This window comes from Shewanella sp. 10N.286.52.A9 (assembly GCF_041468985.1).
GTDB classification, from domain to species: Bacteria; Pseudomonadota; Gammaproteobacteria; order Enterobacterales; family Shewanellaceae; genus Shewanella; species Shewanella japonica.
The window spans coordinates 1-16,417 of the sequence record NZ_JBFRJQ010000023.1; the positions used below are offsets into that span (position 1 = coordinate 1).

Consider the following 16,417-nt stretch of genomic DNA (forward strand, 5'->3'; position numbering starts at 1 on the left):
GGTCTCTCAATAGAGGAGCCTGCAATCAATCGAACTACGACAAGGAAAGCTTTAGTTGCAGCTAAAGCCTGGGTCTCACATTACCCGAAACAGGGAAGTATTTGTAAATTAGGTGGGTTTATTATCCATACAAGCCAATTAAGGACGGGACTGCTAAAGCTTGGCTCAGTTCCGCTACGCTACACAGTTTATCCAAGCGTTTATCAGCCCCTTATTGGGGCGTTATGTAACACGGAGAGTTTAGTGAAAATTATACCTATAGCATTCATTGGCGCACTATTAGCCTTCCCATCATCTGCAAATGAAAATAGTTCTATTGGATATAAAACAGTCGACTTAGCTCTTCAAGCATTGAAAAATAAAGATGGTACAAATTTAAGCATCCAAGGAGGCTGGACTATTATCGAAGATAAAGAAGAGTCTAACTTAGTTTTATGGTCGTTTACTCCCGAGACTCACGCAGCTCACCCAGCAGCGATAAAGCGTAAAGTCCTTGAGAAAAACCAAGCAATTTACATTCAAATGTCAGCACTCTGCCAAGCTAAAAAGGCAGATTGTGACAAGTTAATCAAAGAGTTTGAGCTGCTAAATAAGAACATCATGAAAGGTTCTGGATAAGTGTTACATAACAAGTTGCTCAAGTTCGTTCGTAAATTCACTGGGACAATTAACAGTTGGCTTGGCGCTTCGCGCAAGTTTAGCCAACTGCTAATTGCCCCTTAGCAAAGCGTTAGGTGTACTTGGAGTTCAGATGAAAATATGGATATTGCTTTTTCTTTCAGTCATTTCTTTTTCAGGGCTTTGCAATAACGACATTGCTTCTCAGAAAAATATTAACCCTGTAATTCAAGTTATGGAGTGCTTGCGTAATATTCCCGATAAAGAAATTACAAACCCTGATCACCTTATAGCTAAAGAATTGTCATTAATGACCAGTGTAATTGAAAATACAACTCTCGAACTTGACATAAATACAAACGAGCAAAAGGAATTTAGAGAGTTATACAAAGTGGCGTATAAACATTGCCCTAACAGCATTAACACCTTTAAAGCTGGGTATAAAGGTATAGCTAACAAGTAACTAAAGCGGGACAAATAAAGCTTGGCTTTGTCACTGCGTTCCAAATTATAGCCAAGCACCAAGCATTAATTTGCCCCTTAGTTGGGCGTTAGATGCAAGCTTTATTCAAGTCCGGGGTTTTAGTTGGAGATTAGAAAATTAAACACATTGCGTGGGTTGGCTGCATTAATTGTGTTTATTACTCATTTTAGCGATATTACAAATTGGCTTAATGGAATGTTAGGCGGAGGCTCTGGAGCGTACGGTGTAATGCTGTTTTTCTTGCTGAGTGGTTTTTTAATGTCTCACTTATACCTGACCCAAAAATTCAACAGCATTAATATCAAGCGCTACTTATTAGCTCGAATCGCAAGAGTAGTTCCATTATTCTTGGTTATTGTACTTAGCTCTTATGTTTTGTCCTTAATCGGCAATGATAGTCTTTATAACATTCCAGATACGAATGCACTGATTAGTCATCTTCTATTTTTATATGGTGACAGTGTACTTTGGTCAATCCCCCCTGAAATACAATTTTACTTCGTATTCCTGATTTTTTGGTCATTTTCAAAGAATAGGAGGGGCTATATTTACCTTTCAATATTAGCGGTTATGCTCCTGCTATTTTTTGCAAATTTTCCACGAGTATATGGAGACATAAACGGAGTTAGTTACAACTTATTTAATACGTTAAGAAGTTTACCTTATTTTTTTATTGGGGTTATTTTTGGAATGCATTATAAGTCTTTTGAGGTACCGAAATACCTTAAGAAACATTACTTTATTTTCGTGTTACTCTTAATACCTGCTATGTATCCAGAGATCTCATCTGTTACGTCTGATGCAAAGACAAGAATGTGGTTAAGCTATGAAGTATTACTTGTAATGAGTTCCGTATTTTTTTGTATTGTATTTTTAGTTCCTGATAACAATGTGCTATTAGCTAACAGGTTCGGTGACTTCTTGGGAAAAATATCTTATTCATTATATTTGCTTCACATGCCAATTATTATTTTTGTAAACAAGCTCAATTTAAGTGTTGAATTGAAGTTATTATTATCTTTGGTTTTAACTGTTTCAGTAGCATTTGTATCATTTAAATATTTTGAAAAGCCCGTTGCTAGGTTCATACGTAACATAGCATCTAACAAGATGATAAAGGATAAGGACGTCTAAACGTTGACTAGCCGTCCGTACTTCACTAATTTTAGCCAACATTTATACACCTCTTATCATGGCGTTAAATTGCAAAGGAGTGTCATGCGAATAATTCTAGTGTCTACTTTAATATTTATAAGCCTATCAGCATCAGCGATTGTAGTTCGGCATGATATTGATAATGAAAAATACCTTGCCTATTCTGAGGACTTTAAGCCTTTGGCTACATTTTATGTAGATGGCGCTCATGGAGTACTAATTAAACCCAAATGGGTTGTAACCGCAGCCCATGCAACATTTTGCGTAAATTCTGGTAGCTATATTGCATTACACAATGGCCTTCATAAAGTAGAACGAATATTTGTGCACAAAAATTATCAGCCAGGTAAAAGCCATGATATTGCACTTGTAAAATTAGTTAACCCTATTAATGACATTGAGCCTGCAACTATCTATGAAAAATCAGATGAGCTTGGAAAATCAACTTGGTTTATAGGTGTAGGGGGAACCGGAAATGGATTGACTGGGCAAACCATAGATAATTACGAAAACGCAGGGGTTCTAAGAAAAGCTGAAAATAAGATCGTGTTAGCAAATGGTCCATTAATAAAGTTTCGGTTTGATCGTGATAGTTCAGCTTTACCGTTAGAAGGAGTATCTGGTGGTGGAGATAGCGGCGGACCAGCTTATATAAAAACAAACAATACTAATTATTTGTTGGGTATTAGCTCCAGAGTTGAAGGTGGTAGTATTGGTAAATATGGCGTTACGGAAGTTTACTCCAGAGTCTCCTTCTTTAATTCATGGATAGAAAGTATTACGAGCGAGGATGAGTTGTATCAACTTCAATTTGCGACGCCTAAATTGGATGCACTTCCGACTGGTCTCTCTAAGGAAATTTTACCAGAGGTATGCTCAGATATTGGATTGAGGCCAAATGCAATATAACAAGGCATTAAAGCTGGAAAAGTTGCAGCAGGCTATTTTCTCTGCGTTCAACATTTAAGCCAACTATAAATTCCTCTTATTGAGGCGTTAGGTGTAAAGGATTAAGCCGAATATGTATTTTCTATTAACTTATGATGTAGTTTCTGATTATATCTCTCGAAGAGAAACTTACCGAGATGAGCATATTAAACTTGCCTTATCTGCTGTAGAACGCGGTGAATTACTGTTAGGTGGTGCATTAACTGAGCCTAGCGATGGAGCTGTATTACTTTTTAAAGGTAGCTCTCCTGATATTGCGGAGAAGTTTGCTAAACAAGATCCGTATGTTCTAAACGGCTTAGTAAAAAATTGGAAAGTTAGAGCTTGGTCAATCGTACTTGGTGCAGGAGTTTCTCCTGATGATTTGGCAATTAGCACTTAACAAATCATTAAAACAGGACAAAAACAGTTGATTTTACTTGTGCCTCACTTACTTATAGCCAACAACTTTTAGCCGGTTATTGAGGCATTATGTTTCAAGACGATTCTAATGAAAATTTGATTACAGAATAAAACTAAAGAAAGGTGTTATCGAATCATATTGGCTCAAAATGAAAATGGTAATTATCTGTAATAAGACATTATGCAAACTGAGATAGCACAGGAAACGGCAATGACAGGAATGACTGATTTATCACAATTATTATCAAGTATGTCTCCAGAACTTCAAGCTGGGGAATTTGTTTTTTGTTCTGTAACGGGGCGAATTGCTGATTATGTTCACCTTAATCCAGTATGTTTTTTTCAAGAAAAAGAAGGCTTAACCTTAGTGTTATCGGCGGAAAGTGCCACACAGGCATACCTGCCATTTGAGGCAAAATTTAAGCAAATCACGTTAACCGTTCACTCGAGCCTTGAAGCGGTTGGCTTAACGGCAGCAATATCAGATAAACTGACGCAGCATAATATCAGTGCCAATGTGATTGCGGCTTACTACCATGATCACATCTTCGTACCTGCAGATAAAGCTTCTGCTGCGATGATTGCATTACAGAGCTTTTCAAAAAACTAATCTGTGTACATCCTAAAAATGAAGTGAGTTGATGACCATTATAGGTGTATAACTGACTTCATTTACTTGCCTCTTTGCTTATTTTTCCGTACTGAATAGCGATATATTGTTTGAGAATTTAATCGTTATATTTGAGATCTTTAGCAAAATAATTCTATACTTGAATTCTGCTAACAACTGATTGAATACTTGTTAACATTGTCGGTGTTGAAATAAAGTCTTTTAAACGTTATTTCGTGTGGCTATTCAAGGGAAAGATATGACAGAAAATAAAAAAGAGCTTCCTTCAACGCAAGAAGAAAAGCCTACAGAAGAAGCTCAAAAAACCGATGTTGTCGCCGATAATGCCTCACCAGATGCACCTGCTGACAAAGCTAAGAATCAAAAAATCCGAAAAATTACTAATATTATTCTACTAGTGGTGTGCTTTTTATTTGTATTCCATTTATTTGCCGATCGCTATATACCGTCAACGGACTTAGGACGAGTACGCGGATATGTTGTGCCGATTACACCTCAAGTGTCAGGTGAGGTAATTGAAATTCTTACCACTGCAAATACTTTGGTCCGTGAAGGGGAAGTGTTAGCTCGTATTAATCCAAGAGATTATGAAATTGCCTTGTTTACTGCTCAACAGCAAGTGACCCAAGCAGGGCAAAATATGGGGGCATTAACTGCTAATGTGACAGCTGCTAAGGCTAAAGTGGCTAATGCGGAAGCGAATTATAAAAATGCGCAGGTACAATCAAAGCGTATTTTTACTATGGTTGAGCAACAAGTTATGTCACAAGCTGATGCCGATAATGCCCGTGCTGAGTTAGTCAGTGCCGAGTCTGGTGTCGCAGCTGCAAAAGCTGATTTAGCTAAAGCAGAAGAACGTTTAGGTTCTGAAGGTGAAAATAATACCGCCGTTAAATCTGCACTGTTAGCGTTAGAACAGGCCGAGCTTAATTTAGCAAGAACCGAAATTAAAGCGCCAACAGATGGTGTTGCATCAAACTTCCGTTTAAAAGAAGGCTTTTATGCCAATGCAGGCCAGCCTGTTATGACATTTATTTCTTCTGAAGATGTGTGGATTGAAGCAAACTTTAGAGAAAACAGTATTGGCAATATGAAGCCTGGCGATAAAGTGGAGTTCGCACTTGATTACGCGCCTGGTGAAGTCTTTACAGGTAAAGTCGCCTACATTGATTATGGTGTCGATTGGGGCCAAAACGAGCAAACGGGTAAATTAGCGCAAACGACAGGGCAAACGGGTTGGTTAAGACAATCTCAACGCTTCCCTGTCACGATTGTATTTGATGAAGAGGAAGCTAAAGGATTACGTCGTGTTGGCGGACAAGCCGACGTGATGGTCTACACCAAAGAGAGCTCGATAATGAACCTATTTGGTAAGTTCTGGATCCGTCTTGTTAGCTGGTTCTCTTATGTCAGATAAGGCGGTAGCGACACTTGATCCTGAATTAGAAGAAGCAATATATACACGACGTGTATTGCGCTTCACTCTAGGTATTGGACTCGCAGTTGGTATTTCGGCGGTGTTTGCTTGGCAATTAGCGTTTATCGTGCCGGTATTTGTGGCTAAGTTTCTTGTTGATAGAGTCGAGCCAACAATTCAAACCGTTTATGAATTGTTGATTTCAATGGTCGTGACTATCGGTATTGCTTGGTTGGTCAGTTTTGGCCCAGTGCAATACCCGCTCGTGCTATTACCTTTGCTGGCCGTGTTGATGCTGTGGGCTTATTATTTGTTCTCCGATCCCAAGTGGAATTTTTTTGCCACTATCTTAATTATTTCTACGTTAGTTTTGCCATATTTAGGGATTTTACATCCTGGAGCCGCCATTTTTGTCGGTGTGGGTTTGAGTTTTTCTGGTGTCGTGTCGGTATTAATATTTGCCTTATTACATATTTTACTACCTGACTTATCGCCCAATCGTGAATCTCATATTGAAGCTGGACTGACAACAGATGAGCGCTTATATGAATCGGTGAGAGCGCTGATTATTGCGTTTCCTGTTATTACTTTCTTCTTTTTGTTTGAGATAACAGGCGCCTTACTAACGATGATATTTATTGCTATTTTATCGTTACAATCTGCCGGAAGTAAAAGTGTAAAAGTGAGTCTTTTCTTATTGATTACCAATGGGATAGGTGGGGTATTAGCGATAGTGTTTTATAACATGCTAGTGATTGTACCTGAACTTGTTTTTTATATCGGCCTAGCCATGATGTGCGCCTTAATATTTAGTCAAAAAATTTATGCAGATCCTGTTAAGGCCCCCATTTTTGCGGGTATTTTCTCGGCGCTGTTAGTTGTTGTTGGCTCTACGGCATCATCCACAGACGCTGATGTGGCGACGAATTTCTATATTCGTATTGCTCAACTATTTATTGTCGGGGTGTATATGGTTGTTGCTTCTTTCTTTTTAGAAACGAGAAATTGGCGCTTTTTACAAAAAAGAACCGCTGTTTGATGAGTAAACAGATAAATCTTGAGTGACAGCAGGCGAAATTTAAATTGATTTAAACAACAGGTATAGGCAGCTTTTTTAAACAGTATCTAGGCGTTAAAGGTAATCACATCATGACTGAAACCCAAAGTAACGCAAAAAACAAAACTCAACATGCAGTACAAGCTGAATCTAAAAAAACACTGGAAGAGAACCATTATATTCCGCTATTACGTGCCGAATACTTTGTTCCTTTCATCGCTAGACTTAAAGACTTTGAAAATAATATATACCCTGTTCTGAAAGAAGCTGGCCTGCCAGATACTGTACTTTCCTCTAAACCTGAATACCTTTCAGAAGCGGCACTGCAAAAATTACTGGCAATCATGTATCGCAAGCTGAACTCTAAGCGTTTTGCCAATTGGTTAGAGCAAGTAGCGAGAAGTATTTTTGTGCCGCAGCATCTTGCTAAAATGGCATTAAATGGCACGGTAAGAGACGCATTGCTTGAGTTTACCCATCTTGTAAACAGTGAATCAAAACAGACCAATATTCAGCTTAAAACCTCGGTTAACAAAGTGTGGTTCGCACGATACCGAAATATTAAACATTCTTTTGATGCCAATCTCGCAGAACTGTTTGCGGTAACTATGATGCTTGAGCTAATTAGGGTGTTAACTCAGAGCCAGTGGTCACCTGATGAGATTGCTCTGCAGTCTCCAAGCGAAGTGGATTACTTAAGTGAATTAAAGGTCAGTAAGTCACAAATTTATTATGCACGCAGTGTCACTGCTGTGAGCATTTCTGCCGAAGTTTTGTCGCAAAGCGTTAAGTATAAAAAAGGCTGGAGCCAACCCCCACAGGCTGTAATTGAGGGGCCTGAGCGATTTATTGATAGCTTTACTCATGCTCTCACGCCTTATTTGAGCATGGGACGAATTTCAATTACCACCGCAGCGGATTTATTAGGACTCAGTGTACGCACTTTACAGCGCCGCCTCACAGAAGAAGGATTGAGTTACAGCAAAGTGATTGAAGGCATTTGCTTTGAACAAGCAAAGTTGATGTTAAATGATCCTAGTGTACCCGTTACTCAAATTTCATCCGCATTAGGGTATGCTGATGTCGCCCATTTTTCGCGTGCGTTTAAACGTTTAGCTGGCGTTTCACCACGTGAATTCAGAAAGAACTTATCTTAATTAACTTCAATTATATTCATGTTGCGTTTGAATGACTGATAGTCGTGTTTGCTTCGCGGGGGGCATGACAATTGTCGCTATCACATATGACTGATTAATCTCAGTTTTATATTAAATATGCCCCTGTGTTTAGCGAGAAAAACCAGTTAATAAAAAAATAATAGCGAATTAATATTTTTATTTTTAACTCAGTGTAATCTTATATAACTTACGCTATATTTTAATAGCAAATGAAACATAAATGACTTTTGTTTAAACAAGTTAACGACACTATATCGATTCATGGTTTCGTTCAATATTGATAAATGGATTGCCAATAAAGCAGGGAAAGACAACTTATGAGTGAGAAAAAAATAACAACTGCATCTGAGTTTACTCATGCTGCTGTTGATGCTGCGATTAAAATTGCGCTAATTTTCATCATGGTGATTTGGTGTTTTAAAATTATTCAGCCGTTTATCATGCCGATTCTATGGGGTGGTATTATAGCTATTGCACTCTATCCAGTGGTGATATTACTCAGTAAAAAAGTAAAACTATCAGTGGGTAAATCTAGCTTGCTGGTCACGTTACTTGCTCTGTCATTACTACTAGTTCCGACTTTCCTTTTTTCTGGCGCGATAGTGTCAGGCACTCAAGATTTTATCGCTGAAGTCCATGACGGTACTTTAGTGATTCCTGCGCCCAAAGAATCTGTAGCTGATTTACCGCTAGTAGGTGAAAAGCTGTACAACTTTTGGTCTTCGGTTTCTTCTGACTTAGAAAAAGTTGTCAGAACCTATGCTGATGAAATCAAAGGGTTCTCGTCTAAGGCTGCAAGTATATTCGGCAGTTTTGGGATGACCGTCTTACAGTTTCTGATTTCGATCATTATTGCAGGTGTATTCATGTCTCGGGCCCAAGGCTCAAACCAGATGTTTCATAAGGTTTCGGTAAGGCTTGCTGGTAAACATGGTGAAGAGTTTTCTGAACTTGCAGTCGCTACGGTTCGTAGTGTGGTGCAAGGCGTTATTGGCGTGGCATTTATTCAATCCATTTTAGCGGGTATTGGCTTAGGTTTAGCTGGTGTACCGGGTACGGGTATTTGGATGTTACTGGTTCTTATTTTAGCCATTATTCAACTGCCGCCTATTTTAATTTTGGGCCCCATTATTGCGTATGTATTTACCGTGGAATCTTCAACGGTAGCCATTATGTTCATGATTTGGAGTATTTTGGTGAGTGCCAGTGACGCATTTTTAAAACCTATGTTAATGGGGCGCGGTGTTGATATTCCTATGTTAGTGATATTGCTAGGTGCAATTGGTGGGATGATTCTATCTGGCATTGTTGGCTTATTTGTTGGAGCCGTTGTACTTGCATTGAGTTACAAACTTTTCTCAGCTTGGCTTGTGGTTGAAACGGCTGAGCTTGATAGTGAATCTGTGTTACCAGATGCAGAAAAAGAGTAAAGGTAAAGCTTAATGAATAAACATATGTCCCAAGAAGATAACTTTATTTACCTTCTTGGCTCGTTAATATTAGTGCTGTTAAGTGCAGCTTTGGTTGAGCAGTTTTTTGAAGCTGGGCAAATGATTATTGTTGGTACCACAGTCATGAGCTTGTCTATTGCAGTTATCGGTCTAGGCGAGAATAAACGCTGGATTCGATCAACCTTTGGCTTAATGTTCACGACGTTGCTATTTGCCAGTATTGGCTCGGTTTTTGAATTACTTAACCTTGATATTGTTGGCTTATTAACAATTTTGGCTTTTCTCGTCGTTGCAACCTATCGCGCAGCAAAACAAGTATTGTTCAGCGGCAAAATATCCACGAATCAGATTATAGGTTCTATCTGTATATTTTTACTATTAGGGCTAATTTGGGCTTTTATATATTTACTATTGATTGAGATATTTGGCCCTGCTTTTAATGGCATTGAAGTACAAAAATGGACTGATAATTTTTCGACGGCAATCTATTACAGCTATATCACCCTCACGACCGTAGGTTATGGTGAGATTTCTCCAAATATGCCCATTGCTCGCTTTTTTGCTTTTTCAGAGGCGATTTGTGGGCAATTTTATATGGCAATTATTGTGGCAAGTTTAGTCGGGGCAAAAATGTCACAAACAGACTCTTAAAGGCGAACGAATAAAGCGTTATCTTTCAGTTTGGTGGCTTGATTCAGATAGAAGAGGTTTCATGGAATTAGCGAAGAAAACCGTGTTAATAGTGGATGATATGGACGCCATTCGCAAAATTAGTTCTGATCAATTACGTCGCTTTGGTGTTGGCCAAATTTATCAAGCTGAAAATGGCGCTAAGGCACTACACATACTTAAAAACACCCATGTTGACCTTATTATTTCTGATTGGAACATGCCGGTCATGTCTGGAATTGAATTACTCTGTGTGGTTCGAAGTACACCAAAATTTCAATATATCCCTTTTTTAATGATCACGGCAGAAGCAGCCAGAGAACGCGTCAGTCAGGCCATCGAAGAAGGTGTGACTGATATTGTCATCAAACCATTTAACAGCATGATATTGCAACAAAGGGTCACTCAATGCTTACAAGGTTTTGTGAGTAATAAAGCTGGTGTTGTAGCACAAGAGGCAACATCGACGAGTGAGCAATTAGATGCAGAAAGTGATATAGCCCTCAATCTTATTAAGCAAGATAAACATCAAAAATCATCAGTACTTATTGTTGATGATACTGCCGATAACTTAACCTTATTAGGTGGATTATTAAAAGACGAGTACCAAGTTAAACTGGCTAAACAAGGGGCGAAGGCGCTTGAAATCGCTCAGTCTGACACGCCTCCAGATATTATTTTATTAGATATTATGATGCCAGATATGGATGGCTTTGAGGTGTTAAAGCAACTTCGAAAACATCCATTGTCGGAGCATATTCCCGTCATTTTTGTCACCGCACTCACAGAAGATAAGTATCAACTGCAAGGACTTGATGGTGGGGCGGTTGACTATATCAGTAAACCAATACAACCCGAACTACTCAAATTAAGAGTACGGAATCTGATGGCTTATGTGACTATGCATAAGAATTTGCAATCAGATTTCGACAGTTTAGTGGCAAATGAAAAACTCAAACAAGAAGTACAGCAAGTTTTACAGCATGATTTAAAGGGGCCTATTGCAGGGTTAATGGCATTGATTGAGCAAATTAAGTCAGACCCACATATTTCTAAAAATAATGCTGAAAATGCGATGATTGCAGAGGACATGACATTTCAGTTGTTGAACATGATTAATATGTCCAGTGAACTGTATAAAATTGAAACGGGGCGTTTTGTGTTAAGCCCTAAACGATTCTCTATACTCGCCCTTATCCAAAAAATCATTGCTGTGTTAAAGAAAACGTTTCAGGTTAAGCACTTGCTTATCTATCTTGATTGCGAAGAAGACGGTGATGAAGATTACGTTGCAATGGGTGATGAAAGTTTAAGTTATTCCATGTTATTCAATTTATTAAAGAATGCATGTGAAGCTGCGCCAAGTAAAACACGAGTTTCGGTGATGCTACAACGTGAGCAAGAGCCTGAAACCAAACAAGCATTCTTAAAAGTGAGTATTCAAAATATTGGTGTTGTGGATGAAGATATCCGACAACATTTTTGGCAAAAGTATGTTTCAGCTGGCAAAAGCGATGGCACAGGAATTGGGACATATTCAGCAAAATTACTTGCCGAGGCTCAGCAAGGTAAAGTGGCATTAGATGTTGATGATACAAACCAAACGACTAGTGTGTCAGTGTATCTCCCGCATGAGTAATTAAGTCATTATGTAGATTCAGGGTTTGCGCCCGAAATAAGGAAGGTTATGGAAATCAATGCGTTTTTGATGTTGGCTTCAGCGGGATTACTTATTTTCTTAGGTTGGCTATTTTTACGTTTGCGCACCGAAGCAAATGAAGACATTACGCGTTTTTTTTCCAATGACAAAAACCGCCTTTATATTGGCTTAATCGTCTGTAGTTTTTTGGCTTTAATGACAACGATTGCCAACATCGGGCTTAACATAGCTTATAAACATGATATTGAAAAAAGCTCTGAAGCATTAGAGTCTGTAGCCTTAACTACGGATGCCGCTTTGTCGTCATGGGTAAAAGGTTGGGAAGACCGTGTAAATGCGGTTGCGACAAACCCTTTGTTATTAAAGCGAGCCATTAAACTAGAAAATATTGGCGCAGATAAAGAAGAGTTACTAGACAGTGAGCACTTAATTTGGTCTAGGGATGCTTATGAACGTTACAGTGACTCTTTTGGGTCATTAGGTTTTTTTATTATTAGCTTAGATGGTAAAAATCTCGCGTCTAGCCGAGATGCAAACCTTGGTTTAACTAACATTGTAAAACGTATCTATCCTAATTTATTTAATGAAGCGATAAGCGGTAAAGTTGTAATAACCCCACCAATGCGCTCAGATGTTCCCTTGTTAAATCCCTTGGGGATTACCCGTTCAGATACTCCCACCATGTTTGTACTCAGTCCAATTATTCAAGATAACGGTGAAATTACAGCAGTGTTATCGTTACGAATTGATCCATATTTAGAGTTCGCAAACTTAACCCAAAGTGGCGCTGTGGGTGATACTGGCGAGTCATACTTTGTTGATCACAAGGGCAGGATGTTATCTCACAGTCGCCATGAAGATAGATTAGTTTCGCTTGGGTTATTAGAGCCTGGTCAAATGTCAGTACTTAATCTTTATGTCACTAACCCTCAGCGAGAGTTAACGCCAGATGAACCCGCCGCCGAAAGTCATAATGAAAGACGTTTAACCTATGCTGCTGAGCAAGTGAGTTCGCAAAATAATGGTAACTCTTTTAAAAGTTATCGAAATTATTTAGGTGTCGAAGTTATCGGTGCTTGGAAGTGGGATGAGCGATACGGTTTCGGCATTGTGACAGAAATGAGTATTGATGAAGCGAGCAGTAATTTTCAATATTTCAAAAATATCATTATTACCCTAATTTGCATTATTGCTTTGTCTTGTTTATTGCTCACGTCTGCCAGTTTGTGGCTGAGTCGTCATGTATTGCAGCGATTGCAAATTAATAATGAAAAACTAGAAAAAACCATTTCGATTAGAACCAAAGATCTGCAAGAACGTGAAAATAGGTTATGGGATTTATATGAAAACTCGCCTGTAGCTTATGCCACCTTAGATAAAAATGGCAATTTTACCAAGCATAACAAGCAGTTTGCTGAAATAACCGGTCATGACCGTGAAGCATTTGCGACATTGCAATGGATGGATGTATTAGCAACAGATGATGGTGAGGGTAAACAGATTTTTGAATCGGCATTACAAGGTGAAGGTACCTCAGATGCGAGATTGTATTTACACACTCACTCAAGTGGCGCGTTAGCGGTGTCATTATCGGTACGAACCGAGTTTCATCCCGATGGGAGTTTAGCTGAGATCCGTTTAGCGATACTCGATGTCAACGAACAAGAGACTGTCAGGGCTGAAATGCTGAAGAATCAGCAGCAATATCAGACCTTAGTTGAGAATATACAAGGAGCAGTATTTCGTTGTAATTACGTCGATTTGAAGAAAAATAACTTTACCGTTTTTTATATTAGCCCGAATTTTGAACATATTACCGGTTATCCAGTGAGTGACTTTATTGGTAAGAACCCTGTAAGGCGTTTCGTTGATTTGGCAGTAGGGAACGACGGCGAAGGTTTTTTTGAAAAGGTTCGCGAAGCTGCATTACAAAACGGCAAAGTATTACTCGATATGCGGATTATGAATCGCTCTGGCGAGTTACGTTATGTCCAGATTATGGCGAAATTCGAATTAACTGATAATGAGCAAGAATGCTATTTCGACGGTACAGTATTTGATATTACTGAACAGAAATTAGCTGAAAACTTATTACTTGATTCAGAAGAGAAGCTTGAAGTCGCAGCAAAAAGTTCTCAGATGGGAATGTGGGATTTTTATCCGAATCAAAATCGTGTTGTCGTTAATCGAATGTACAGCGAAATGCTGGGGTATCGACAACTTGATGTTTGCGCCAACGAAGATAAATGGTCGCCATTAAAAAATGGTGTAGATACATTTGCATCGCTAGTTCACCCCGATGATGAAGCTGATATTTTTGACGCTAAGTCCATTGTTGAACACGACCCAAATCAGATTGTCCGTCAGGAATTCAGGTTGCTTCGACAAGACGGTAGCTATGACTGGATTTTAAGTATCGGTCAGACGTCAGAATTTGATGACAAAGGCATGCCTGAACGCATTAGTGGAGTACATATTAATGTTAACGCTGCAAAAGAATTGGAGCGTGAGTTAGCGGACGCCATTGCTGAGGCTGACAATGCTAATAAAGCAAAAGGTGATTTCTTAGCGAACATGAGTCATGAAATTCGTACGCCGATGAATGCGATTATTGGTATGTCTCACTTAGCGCTTGAAACAGAGTTAACCCGTCAGCAACGTAACTATATTGAAAAAACCAATAACTCAGCCCAATCATTATTGGGCATTATTAACGATATTCTTGATTTTTCTAAGATTGAAGCTGGCAAGTTAGATATTGAAAATATTGACCTAAGTATTGATGACTTACTTAATAATGTGAGTAATTTAATTGGTATAAAGGTGGCAGAGAAAGGACTAGAGCTGCTATTTGATATTGATGACAAGATCCCTGAAAACTTACTTGGTGATCCCTTACGAGTTGGCCAAGTATTAATTAATTTAGCCAATAATGCAGTTAAATTTACAGACAATGGCAATATCATTATCTCGGTGATGTTAGACAAGCTCACGTCAACTCAAGCTTATTTAACATTTTCTGTGAAAGACTCTGGTATTGGTATGAGCCTTGAGCAGCAATCGAGATTATTTAATGCCTTTTCACAAGCAGATGCTTCAACAACACGAAAATATGGCGGCACAGGTTTAGGTTTAGCCATATGTAAAAATCTAGCTGAATTGATGGGCGGCAGCATCACACTAAGTAGTGAAGTAGGGGTTGGGAGTACGTTCAATCTTTCTACTCCTTTTGATTTAAACCCAATTGCCTCTTCTCCTCGAAATGTAAATCAGCATGTAAGTTTTGCAGGGAAGTCGGTATTGTTAGTCGATGATAACCAAGCTGCCCGTGAAGTGTTATCAAGCTTGTTGATGAGAGCGGGCATGAAAGTAAAAGCGCTTGAATCAGGCCAGGCAGCAATAGATTTAATTAATGCAGGTGAGCGGCCTGATGTGGCGATCGTCGATTGGCAAATGCCCGAAGTTAGTGGCTTAGATGTCGCACGCTTTATTGGCGAGCTTGAGCCTGAGATAAAGCCTAAGCTCATTATGATTACTGCATACGGCAAAGAAGACTTACTCATGAGTGCATCTGATGTGCACTTTGATAGTATTTTAACTAAGCCACAAACTCAGACTAATTTGGTGAAAACCTTATCTTACGTTCTGTCAGATGCTAGTCCTTATGCCGCAGATACCACCTCTAAAAGCGAATTAACACAAGCTTTAACAGATTTGGCTGGTGCCAGTGTGTTAATCGCTGAAGATAACGATTTGAATCAAGAATTGATTGAAGAACTATTAAACAGCAAACAAATTATCACCACGTTAGCTCAAAATGGGCAAGAAGCACTGGATTTGGCAGCTAAAGAAAATTTTGACGGTATTCTAATGGACTGCCAAATGCCTGTAATGGATGGGTATACAGCGGCATCAAAATTACGAGCTATTCCTGAAAATGCTGATTTACCGATAATTGCGATGACTGCAAATGCTATGGCTGGCGATAGAGAAAAAGCCATAGCCTCTGGCATGAATGATCATATCCCTAAACCTATTGATGTAGAAGCGATGTTTATCACTATGGCTAAATGGATATCGCCAGTAAATCCTATTGATGTGAATAGCCTGACAATTGATAAAAATAACGATCATGATTTTGTTAATCAATTTAAATCGATAAATGCAGCGCAAGGTCTGCAAAGAACGCAAGGCGATGTAGTACTTTACCGTAAACTGTTGGCAAAATTTGTTGTTGGGCAATCGGGTTTTGTGGGAGCTTTCACACGTGCGATAGCAATTAACGATGAGACGTTAGCAATGCGACTTGTGCACACTTTAAAAGGTGTTGCAGGAATGATTGGCGCTGAACACGTAGCAGAATTAGCCGCTAAGCTTGAGCAAGAGTTAGCAGAGAGTAATGTTAAGACTGTTCTTATATTGGAAAAAGCGCTTAGTGAAGTATGCACAGAGATTAATAACTCAATGCCGACATTATCAGCTCAACAAAATAGTCTAACCTTAGATAAACCATTAGCGATTAAAACCTTATCAGCACTGATTACGATGCTTGAAAGCTTTGATATGGAAGCAACTGAGTATTTAGACGACCACGGTGATTGCTTGAATGTCGAGCCATTACTTCATAATTATAAATTATTAGAAAAGCAGTTAAGCGAATATGAATTAGATACGGCTATGGAAATAGCTAAGCAAATGATTGAGCAATTAAATCAACTTGATTCTTAGCTGACATTTTCGTCAGCAC

At 38.9% G+C, this 16,417-nt stretch carries 13 protein-coding genes; all 13 read left to right on the top strand.

Features of this window, described 5'->3' with window-relative positions; all coding sequences use genetic code 11:
* On the top strand, nt 1–618 hold a 618-nt coding region (locus AB4128_RS15315), incomplete at its 5' end, for a hypothetical protein (protein WP_372038202.1).
* A gap of 133 nt (nt 619–751) precedes the next feature.
* The gene (locus AB4128_RS15320) at nt 752–1,081 is read left to right on the top strand and encodes a hypothetical protein (protein ID WP_372038203.1); all 330 of its coding nucleotides are present in this window, start codon (nt 752–754) and stop codon (nt 1,079–1,081) included.
* Between the two features lie 123 nt (nt 1,082–1,204).
* A complete protein-coding gene (locus AB4128_RS15325) occupies nt 1,205–2,236 on the top strand; it encodes an acyltransferase family protein (protein WP_372038204.1) in 1,032 nt (343 codons plus the stop codon).
* Nucleotides 2,237–2,320: 84 nt separating this feature from the next.
* The gene (locus AB4128_RS15330; protein ID WP_080916102.1) at nt 2,321–3,166 is read left to right on the top strand and encodes a trypsin-like serine protease; all 846 of its coding nucleotides are present in this window, start codon (nt 2,321–2,323) and stop codon (nt 3,164–3,166) included.
* A 112-nt stretch (nt 3,167–3,278) separates the two neighbouring features.
* The gene (locus tag AB4128_RS15335) at nt 3,279–3,587 is read left to right on the top strand and encodes a YciI-like protein (protein WP_055026372.1); all 309 of its coding nucleotides are present in this window, start codon (nt 3,279–3,281) and stop codon (nt 3,585–3,587) included.
* A gap of 231 nt (nt 3,588–3,818) precedes the next feature.
* Nucleotides 3,819–4,217: an ACT domain-containing protein gene (locus AB4128_RS15340; protein ID WP_055026373.1), complete on the top strand. Its 399-nt coding sequence runs from the start codon at nt 3,819–3,821 to the stop codon at nt 4,215–4,217.
* A gap of 259 nt (nt 4,218–4,476) precedes the next feature.
* On the top strand, nt 4,477–5,655 hold the full coding sequence (locus tag AB4128_RS15345) for an HlyD family secretion protein (protein WP_055026374.1): 1,179 nt from the start codon (nt 4,477–4,479) through the stop codon (nt 5,653–5,655).
* Entirely contained in the window at nt 5,645–6,694 is a 1,050-nt protein-coding gene (locus tag AB4128_RS15350) for a DUF2955 domain-containing protein (RefSeq protein ID WP_055026375.1), read from the top strand. Before AB4128_RS15345 ends, AB4128_RS15350 begins: the two co-directional genes overlap by 11 nt.
* Before the next feature lie 110 nt (nt 6,695–6,804).
* Entirely contained in the window at nt 6,805–7,869 is a 1,065-nt protein-coding gene (locus AB4128_RS15355; protein ID WP_192021217.1) for an AraC family transcriptional regulator, read from the top strand.
* Between the two features lie 338 nt (nt 7,870–8,207).
* Nucleotides 8,208–9,320 carry an AI-2E family transporter gene (locus AB4128_RS15360; RefSeq protein ID WP_055026377.1) on the top strand — a complete coding sequence of 371 codons (1,113 nt, stop codon included), beginning with the start codon at nt 8,208–8,210 and terminating at the stop codon, nt 9,318–9,320.
* A 12-nt stretch (nt 9,321–9,332) separates the two neighbouring features.
* Nucleotides 9,333–9,992 (top strand): potassium channel family protein, encoded by a 660-nt coding sequence (locus AB4128_RS15365; RefSeq protein WP_372038205.1) that lies wholly within the window; start codon nt 9,333–9,335, stop codon nt 9,990–9,992.
* Nucleotides 9,993–10,053: 61 nt separating this feature from the next.
* Nucleotides 10,054–11,649 (top strand): response regulator, encoded by a 1,596-nt coding sequence (locus AB4128_RS15370; RefSeq protein ID WP_372038206.1) that lies wholly within the window; start codon nt 10,054–10,056, stop codon nt 11,647–11,649.
* 48 nt (nt 11,650–11,697) lie between these two features.
* The gene (locus AB4128_RS15375) at nt 11,698–16,398 is read left to right on the top strand and encodes a response regulator (RefSeq protein WP_372038207.1); all 4,701 of its coding nucleotides are present in this window, start codon (nt 11,698–11,700) and stop codon (nt 16,396–16,398) included.
* Nucleotides 16,399–16,417 lie beyond the last annotated feature (19 nt).

Coding starts and splice junctions, on each gene's coding strand:
- AB4128_RS15320 (WP_372038203.1), top strand. CDS start 752: ATGAAAATATGGATATTGCTTTTTCTTTCAGTCATTTCTTTTTCAGGG.
- AB4128_RS15360 (WP_055026377.1), top strand. CDS start 8,208: ATGAGTGAGAAAAAAATAACAACTGCATCTGAGTTTACTCATGCTGCT.
- AB4128_RS15345 (WP_055026374.1), top strand. CDS start 4,477: ATGACAGAAAATAAAAAAGAGCTTCCTTCAACGCAAGAAGAAAAGCCT.
- AB4128_RS15330 (WP_080916102.1), top strand. CDS start 2,321: ATGCGAATAATTCTAGTGTCTACTTTAATATTTATAAGCCTATCAGCA.
- AB4128_RS15355 (WP_192021217.1), top strand. CDS start 6,805: ATGACTGAAACCCAAAGTAACGCAAAAAACAAAACTCAACATGCAGTA.
- AB4128_RS15350 (WP_055026375.1), top strand. CDS start 5,645: ATGTCAGATAAGGCGGTAGCGACACTTGATCCTGAATTAGAAGAAGCA.
- AB4128_RS15340 (WP_055026373.1), top strand. CDS start 3,819: ATGACAGGAATGACTGATTTATCACAATTATTATCAAGTATGTCTCCA.
- AB4128_RS15365 (WP_372038205.1), top strand. CDS start 9,333: ATGAATAAACATATGTCCCAAGAAGATAACTTTATTTACCTTCTTGGC.
- AB4128_RS15375 (WP_372038207.1), top strand. CDS start 11,698: ATGGAAATCAATGCGTTTTTGATGTTGGCTTCAGCGGGATTACTTATT.
- AB4128_RS15335 (WP_055026372.1), top strand. CDS start 3,279: ATGTATTTTCTATTAACTTATGATGTAGTTTCTGATTATATCTCTCGA.
- AB4128_RS15370 (WP_372038206.1), top strand. CDS start 10,054: ATGGAATTAGCGAAGAAAACCGTGTTAATAGTGGATGATATGGACGCC.